Origin of the sequence: Bacillus cereus group sp. MYBKT111-2, from assembly GCF_051915205.1 — a bacterium.
In the GTDB taxonomy this organism is placed as follows: Bacteria; Bacillota; Bacilli; order Bacillales; family Bacillaceae_G; genus Bacillus_A; species Bacillus_A paranthracis.
This window is the reverse complement of sequence record NZ_JBQAEG010000022.1, coordinates 1-7,000: the sequence shown is the minus strand read 5'-3', so window position 1 is coordinate 7,000 and position 7,000 is coordinate 1. Positions and strand designations below refer to the sequence as shown.

Genomic DNA, 7,000 nt, shown 5'->3' with positions numbered 1-7,000 from the left:
CCTATTAACAGATATGATAGTGATAGATATTATAGTATTACTTTTAAAGATTGCATGGAATGAACGTAGTAAATGACATGGCGTAAGCAATAATAACCTATGCAAAGAAAGTAACATACCAAATTGATAATAAACAAATCCATCCAATTGTAATTGCTGTATACTTTAAAGCTGTCATAAAGAAGTTCATAGAATCTCCTTTTAGGTATAATGTATACCATACATACAAATCTTATCCGCATCATAATAATAAAAATATATATACCTCCATATAATCACCCACCGATCTTACTGTTGATTGGTGGGACTTTTCTTTATGCCTTTTTCTCTACATACCTTACATAATTCACTTATTTCCTCATAACAATTAGCCAACTTAATAATTATTTGTTTTTCTTTATAGTATCATTCTATGATATACTCATAATAAATTGGAGAATCATTCTCCTCTCTAGAACCATCGTACTCATTTTTTTTTGATTATCTATTCACTTTGACGTTTAGTCCAATAACTAAGCGTCCTTTTTTATTTCTTATACCGTAATTTCCTGATATAATGTTTTTAAAGTTATGGGGAAAACTCCCCTTCTCTTTACTACCTATTGCGTTTAGTCTTAGTGACTAGACGCTTTTTCTCTTTTTCCTATTTCTCCTTATTTGTTGATCTTAATTGATTAGTGGGAATTTCTTTATACCTATTTATCCTTTAAATCCTCAATGTTATAGCTAATTACTGGTGCTTCTTTACCTTCAGACTCACGCCAGCCTCTCCAAACACGCTGATTATATCTTTCTACCCTTTTCTGTTCCCACTTCTTATTATTTTTAGATTTCCCTACTGTTGGTTTTGCCCTCTCTTCAAACTTTCCCCTAACCTTCTTAGCCTGAGTACTGTCCTTAACAATGTTATTCATTGCCTCATACTCTCTTTTTGCTTTCTCTTTCTCCCTATCAGCATTTTTAAGCTGTTTCTCTCTTTTTCTTTCTCTTTCCAATGCCATTTTCTCTTGATTCTTCTTAGCCCTTTTTTGACGCTGTAATTCTTTCTTTTCCTCAGGTGTCATACAATTAGCCCCCTTATTTTAGTTCTTTCTTTTACCTTTACGTTTCTTCTTTTTCAACTTACTTTGATACTTCTTTTCAGCCACTTCCCACGAACTTACATATCTATCCTCTTTAAGAAATGCCTTCTCTGCCCCTTTACTTCTTGTATATCTCATTTTCATCACGTCCCCTTTATGATTTTAATCTGTATATCATTTAAGCCTTATTTTCCTCTATCATCGTTAGTGGTAGTTACTTCAATTTTCCTCTAGCCGTGGTTAGTGGAAATAAGTCTTTTAAATCACTTAAATCACTTGACTTTTCTTTGACGCCCTTTACCATACTAAGCCGAGGCAGGGAGGGAAATAGGCAGACTTATCCCCTACTTTGAAAGACTACAAAAAGTAATCAATCAAAATAGATGGATAAGCGTCTCTACCATACCGCACCTCGTTGGTCGGTCAAAAGACCCTGTTCACTCAGCGATTTTCACCGCATACACCCTTTTACAATGGCTTGTCCCTTGCTTATCGTCCCACAATGACAAACTGAATGCACTCCCTAGCACCGTAATGCTAACGATAACCACCCGAACCTTTCAGACTACACGCCTAGGCAAGTTCTCGCCTACCCTCACCAAAAGAACAGGATTTCAGTGAGGGGTGCTATCCTTGTAAAAGCATACTAAGTACTTTCCGCACGACCGATAGCAAGCCAATCTACAATATACATATCTCACGACAGATATAAAGCAGGAAACAGTTTTTAACGTGGTTTGCAGGCAATTCCACGGTGAACAGAACACAAATAAGGGCATTATCGCAATAACCTGTTTACCGTCACAAGTTAAAGTGATAATGCCCTTTGTAAATTCCTATCAAAAGTAGTAGATTTTTGACAACTATTTACTAGTTGAAATATCTATCATTAAAGGTTACAATGGATTCACCAAGTTAGTCCTGTGTCTGTCAGGTCTAACAAATTTAACTTAGTGCTGAGTACACTAGGTTACAAGAAACCATTTCCAGTGAAGTGCTAACGCCTGAGAAACGTTAACATGGAGGAAATGGTTTTCTTTGTGTTTTCCGTCCATATGAAGTTGTTCTCATTTTACCTCTATCTCCCCTACAAAATCAAGCACTCTTCAATATTATTATTCTTGTTACGATATACGGTAAAAGTATAATAGAATGAGGCAAGGTGACTTATTTAAGAAAAGATCAGGTATTCAATTTCAAATTTAGAGGTGAATAACATGAAGATAAAAGACATTTTAGAGTTAACTCAAACTAAGAAAGTGGCTGAAATAGCCAAAGAATATCTTGAAGTTGGTGAAAAGAAAGCTGTTGAAGGATTAAAGAAAGCTGGTTGCTATAATACCAGTGGAAAACGTGGCTGGTATCTTGCTGAAGGAACTGACGAAATCGTGTTAGAACAATCTTTATATGACTTTGTAGCACCAACCAAAAGGAAAGCCAAAGCGAACGTTACAACTAAAGAACCAACGTTACAACCTTCAAACGTTGGAAAAGCTATTGAGGAAATCGAGAAGGGCAAACAAGAAGTAGCAACAACGAAAGAACAAACGAACGTAAGAACTTTAGAACCAAAGAGTGTAATTAGAAAGCGTTCATCCTTTGATATAGATGTGGAACTCATGAAAGAATTAAAGATACAAGCTGTCATACATGATACGAATATTTATGAAATAGTGGAAACAGCTATTCGAAAAGAGTTAGCAAGAATGAAGAAGAAATAACCTCAGCAAATCTCCTATGTTAATTATGGGATTAAAGTACAGCTACATAACAAATTAAAAAAAAATATTAAAATAGTGTCCCAAAAACCTCCTTTATCGCAAGTACCTATATGTAAAGGGGGTTTTTCTTATTGTTCAAAACTATCAAAGACAGACGGAAACAAAAGGAACAATTTCAACTACTTGCAAAAGAAGTTGAAAAACAAGGCGTTGTAACTTTAGCTAGTCGATTAGATACAGCTGAGGAACAACGTGAATTTATCGCTAAATATTGGGAAGCAAAAGAAAATACAAAAACAAGGTGGTACTAAACTATGACAAACTTTAATCCTGAATTAGTAAAAGCATTAGCAAATGGAGACGCTGAGGCACATGAACAAATCAAAGACTTACCGTTAACGGTTCGTATGGCATTAGGAACAGCCGTTGACCAACTACGCCGTGATGAGAACATCGTACCTATGAATAGTGGCTTTTCTGTCTATGAACAGAAGAAAGTGACACAAGAAGACCAGGACGAACTAGGAAACAATTTAGCTATACTTCTTCAACGTCAAAGAGATGCTGAAGCATTGAAAGAGAAAATTAGACAGGAACATTTGGAGAAGGAAATTAAAGCAAAGGTAGAACGTGCTAGGGCGGGACTTGCAATGAATGACCGTCGATAAATTCTAAATATCAAACTGAGATCACCTTTATTGGTGGTCTCTTTTTCATTTAAGGAGATACGGAGAAATGGAACAATATACAAAAGAACGAAATACAAACATTATGAGACTGGATGTAAAAAGTAATGCAGCTATGTACCGGTATAAGAAACCGACTATAAGAAATTGTAAAGTCACTTTCGCAGATGGTTCGGTATACTGGGAAAAAATTATATGTAATGATAAACGTACATCAATTCAAAGCGAACCTAATCGACTGTACCTAGATGAACAGTGTAAGGTATCCGCAAATGTGACACGAAAACAAAAGCTACAAGAGTGCAAAAGGTTGGGACTAATTTAATTGTCCCTTTTGCTTTTGTCCCTTTGTCCCACTTATATTATCTTTTATTTCAGCCAAGCCCTTGTTTACATCCGCAAAGCCCTGTTCGAATGTAGCTTTTAGTCCTTTATGTACACCTCTTAAATTGTCCAACTTACCGTCTACTGAGGTTGATGTTTCCCCATTTAACTTATCCGTTCTACTGTCCACTATATCTAAACTGTCCTCCACCTTACCTAACTTACCATCTATTTTATCTAATGTAGTCTCCATTTCTGTTAACTTTACTAGTATCTGTTTTGCTAACTCCATTTCCTTTTCTGTTGCCATGTAGTGATTCCCCCCATAATTTCTTTTTGATTGTTACGAAACTCAGAATAGAATCCCTTCATTTCAGTTCTAAAGTCAGTGAACTCGTTACGGAACTCTTTTAATTCCCCACGCATTTCTTTCACTTCACCCTTTAACTCTTTTACGTCCTGTGCCATATCCGTTACCATTTCATATATCTGTTGAATCAATTTCTCATTTTCTGTCATGGCAGCTAGACCTCCCAAAATTATCTTATACCATTATACCAGCCCAAATTGTGCCGAAAAGGATTCCCAACGATTCGCCAAATTTATTTTTCAAGAAACGGATATTCTATTTTAGCAAGAACCGTAACCACCCCACCTCTATATAACGCTGTACAATCCATTTAGCAGGTGTTAGTACGTAAAGCTAAAGTTATTGAGGCAGAATTGCGAATCTCGGTGACTCGCATAACGCTATTAGAGTGATTGTGCATGGAAAGGTTTCAATTTTGGTGTGAATTTGTAGCGGAGACCAGACCAGCCATATATACACCCCCAGCCCCCCTAGGGTGGGGTATCTATATATAAAAATATAGTAGGCGTCGCAACCGTCCTCGCACAACGTTATCGCCAATATCCTCACTGATCTCATTCATTACTTGTTTGTTCATTGCTTGTTTCTTTGCTTTCTTTATTCGTTTGTTCTTGTTTCATTCGCTGTTCCTTGCTTGCTGTTGTCCTCGCCTCGTGTCGTGTGCCTTGCCATTGCCATGCCCTGTCCTTCCCTCGTGCCTCGCTGGTTTCAGTACTGGTACTTATGTCAGTACTCATACTGGTGTTAGTACTGGTACTGTTGCCCTCGTGTGCCATGCCCTACTATATGCCTATGTGTAGTGACGTGTATTATCTAGGTGTTAGCCATGTCATAACGATGCCCTAGCCATTCCCCCTTGATAAACGTACATAATAGTAAAGAGGGTAACAACATAATATTGCTACCCTTTAATTTACCTCTAAAAAAATCTATGTATATCATTTCATAAATGAACCTTGATTATATAAATCTATCAATGAGATGCCCCTTTTTATGGCTACTTGTTCAATCAGATTTATTTCATGGTACATAGCATTAGATAAAATTCCATTCTCTATATTTTTGCTTATGTGGTAATAAAAACCTGCTAACATTTCTAACGGTAACCTATTGTATAAAGAACCCCCATCATTATTCATTAACAGCCCCCCCCTTTGGATTAGTATACAATATTAAATCCATTACAAATAGCAGGTTCATAACTTAAAGTAATAGTCTACAAAGGTACACCTTAATAGACGGTAAAAAAACTGTCCTTATAGTGTCTATAAAATAAAGAAAATAAACCTTTATAAACGTACATAAAGTAATTGACCTTTATAGACGGTTGATGTATATTAAATTTATCAACTAATAGAAACGGTGGTTTTAATAATGACTGGAATCAATTTTGGCTATATGCGTGTATCAACTAAAGAACAGAATTTGGATAGACAATATGAAGCTTTGAAAAACTATGTAACAGACAAGGATTACATATACAGTGATAAAGCCAGTGGTAAGGATATGGAACGTAAAGGATTTCAAGACATGCTTAAAGCAATGAGGAAAGGCGACACGCTTTATATTAAATCTATTGACCGTCTAGGACGTAATAAGGAACTAATTAAGGACTACCTTAATCAATTTAAGGAAAAAGGGATTAGGGTAAAGATTATAGACCTTCCTACTACAATGCAAGACGTACCTGAGGGACAAGAGTGGGTTATTGATATGATTAACAACATCATTATCGAGGTTTATACTTCTATGGCTGAACAGGAACGTCAAAATATTAAACAACGTCAAGCTGAAGGTATCGCTATTGCTAAGAAAGACCCCAACAAACATCTAGGACGTCCAGTTATGGCACTTCCTAAGGAATGGAACAAGCTGTACAAAGAATGGAAAGCTGGAAAAATAACAGCGGTGGCATTTATGGACACTATCGGCATGAAGAAAGCGACCTTCTATAAGAAAGTGAAAGAATACGAGGCTACACTTTAATAGTGTGGTCTTTTATTGTGCTAATTAAAAAGTTCTGAGACTGTTGTGTATAGAAGGCAAGGAAGCGGTAAAAAGTGAAGAATTGCACTAAATCGACTAATCCTAATATAGCGAAAACCCTTGCTACGCCTATGTTTTACAGAAAAACAACATTGTGCACCGCCTATCCACTACACGTCCATTTTAACGCCTCATATTGCCTCGTACAGCGTCTTAAATTCGTTTATTTGTTTTTGTATCCGAAAATAAATAAAACCCCACAGATTTAATTCTGAGAGGTCTAGTGTTGTTTTAAAATCATATTTTAGTGAGGAAAGAGTAAATCACAAGACGGTGTGATTATAAACCTCAACAAAGCCCATTCTTATCACATGGTTAATCCTTAATCACATAAGGTGCGGATTTATAAGTTTAATAATCCCTTTTTCAAGGATTAACCCACTGATTAACAAAGATCATGTAATTCCCTCAGGTTCACGGAGACCGCCATTTATAAATGTGTCTAAATTGTGAACGTCTTGAACCCTTGGTACGCTTGCTTTCATGAATCCTTTCAAAAATTTTACAATTGAGGCACTGTAAAATTGGGTGGTTTGATAAGCTATAGAGTACAGAAACTTAAATAACTGTAATTAACTCTATTAACAGTAATAAAGATAAAACATTACCTCACTTCGTTCGGTGCTTCGCAAAATAATTAAAAACTAAACTATAAATAATCCTATTAACAGATATGATAGTGATAGATATTATAGTATTACTTTTAAAGATTGCATGGAATGAACGTAGTAAATGACATGGCGTAAGCAATAATAACCTATGCAAAGAAAG

Annotated in this window: 10 protein-coding genes; 5 read left to right on the top strand and 5 right to left on the bottom strand. The window is 35.9% G+C overall.

Annotation, left to right across the window (positions count from 1 at the left end):
• Positions 1-695 precede the first annotated feature (695 nt).
• On the bottom strand, positions 696-1,064 hold the full coding sequence (locus ACTFNE_RS27215; RefSeq protein ID WP_270706541.1) for a hypothetical protein: 369 nt from the start codon (positions 1,062-1,064) through the stop codon (positions 696-698).
• 18 nt (positions 1,065-1,082) lie between these two features.
• Entirely contained in the window at positions 1,083-1,220 is a 138-nt protein-coding gene (locus ACTFNE_RS27210; RefSeq protein ID WP_270706543.1) for a hypothetical protein, read from the bottom strand.
• A 1,079-nt stretch (positions 1,221-2,299) separates the two neighbouring features.
• Between ACTFNE_RS27210 and ACTFNE_RS27205 the strand changes: the two genes are divergently transcribed.
• The 4 genes from ACTFNE_RS27205 to ACTFNE_RS27190 all read left to right on the top strand — a co-directional run bounded on the left by ACTFNE_RS27205 (position 2,300) and on the right by ACTFNE_RS27190 (position 3,814).
• Entirely contained in the window at positions 2,300-2,803 is a 504-nt protein-coding gene (locus tag ACTFNE_RS27205) for a hypothetical protein (RefSeq protein WP_270706545.1), read from the top strand.
• A gap of 131 nt (positions 2,804-2,934) precedes the next feature.
• A complete protein-coding gene (locus tag ACTFNE_RS27200) occupies positions 2,935-3,114 on the top strand; it encodes a hypothetical protein (protein WP_270706547.1) in 180 nt (59 codons plus the stop codon).
• 3 nt (positions 3,115-3,117) lie between these two features.
• Positions 3,118-3,471, top strand: a complete 354-nt coding sequence (locus ACTFNE_RS27195; protein WP_270706548.1) for a hypothetical protein — start codon at positions 3,118-3,120, stop codon at positions 3,469-3,471.
• A 67-nt stretch (positions 3,472-3,538) separates the two neighbouring features.
• Positions 3,539-3,814: a hypothetical protein gene (locus tag ACTFNE_RS27190; protein WP_270706550.1), complete on the top strand. Its 276-nt coding sequence runs from the start codon at positions 3,539-3,541 to the stop codon at positions 3,812-3,814.
• Here ACTFNE_RS27190 and ACTFNE_RS27185 read toward each other — a convergent pair.
• The 3 genes from ACTFNE_RS27185 to ACTFNE_RS27175 form a co-directional block, all read right to left on the bottom strand.
• A complete protein-coding gene (locus ACTFNE_RS27185) occupies positions 3,806-4,123 on the bottom strand; it encodes a chromosome segregation protein SMC (RefSeq protein ID WP_270706553.1) in 318 nt (105 codons plus the stop codon). The genes ACTFNE_RS27190 and ACTFNE_RS27185 overlap by 9 nt on opposite strands.
• On the bottom strand, positions 4,096-4,332 hold the full coding sequence (locus tag ACTFNE_RS27180; RefSeq protein ID WP_270706554.1) for a hypothetical protein: 237 nt from the start codon (positions 4,330-4,332) through the stop codon (positions 4,096-4,098). Before ACTFNE_RS27180 ends, ACTFNE_RS27185 begins: the two co-directional genes overlap by 28 nt.
• A 789-nt stretch (positions 4,333-5,121) precedes the next feature.
• Positions 5,122-5,322, bottom strand: coding sequence for a hypothetical protein (locus tag ACTFNE_RS27175; RefSeq protein WP_042631209.1), 201 nt, complete (start codon positions 5,320-5,322; stop codon positions 5,122-5,124).
• Positions 5,323-5,557: 235 nt separating this feature from the next.
• On the opposite strand from ACTFNE_RS27175, the gene ACTFNE_RS27170 reads away from it, so the two are divergent.
• Entirely contained in the window at positions 5,558-6,169 is a 612-nt protein-coding gene (locus ACTFNE_RS27170; RefSeq protein WP_095691841.1) for a recombinase family protein, read from the top strand.
• Positions 6,170-7,000 lie beyond the last annotated feature (831 nt).

Coding starts and splice junctions, on each gene's coding strand:
- ACTFNE_RS27195 (WP_270706548.1), top strand. CDS start 3,118: ATGACAAACTTTAATCCTGAATTAGTAAAAGCATTAGCAAATGGAGAC.
- ACTFNE_RS27215 (WP_270706541.1), bottom strand. CDS start 1,064: ATGACACCTGAGGAAAAGAAAGAATTACAGCGTCAAAAAAGGGCTAAG.
- ACTFNE_RS27180 (WP_270706554.1), bottom strand. CDS start 4,332: ATGACAGAAAATGAGAAATTGATTCAACAGATATATGAAATGGTAACG.
- ACTFNE_RS27175 (WP_042631209.1), bottom strand. CDS start 5,322: ATGAATAATGATGGGGGTTCTTTATACAATAGGTTACCGTTAGAAATG.
- ACTFNE_RS27205 (WP_270706545.1), top strand. CDS start 2,300: ATGAAGATAAAAGACATTTTAGAGTTAACTCAAACTAAGAAAGTGGCT.
- ACTFNE_RS27170 (WP_095691841.1), top strand. CDS start 5,558: ATGACTGGAATCAATTTTGGCTATATGCGTGTATCAACTAAAGAACAG.
- ACTFNE_RS27185 (WP_270706553.1), bottom strand. CDS start 4,123: ATGGCAACAGAAAAGGAAATGGAGTTAGCAAAACAGATACTAGTAAAG.
- ACTFNE_RS27210 (WP_270706543.1), bottom strand. CDS start 1,220: ATGAGATATACAAGAAGTAAAGGGGCAGAGAAGGCATTTCTTAAAGAG.
- ACTFNE_RS27190 (WP_270706550.1), top strand. CDS start 3,539: ATGGAACAATATACAAAAGAACGAAATACAAACATTATGAGACTGGAT.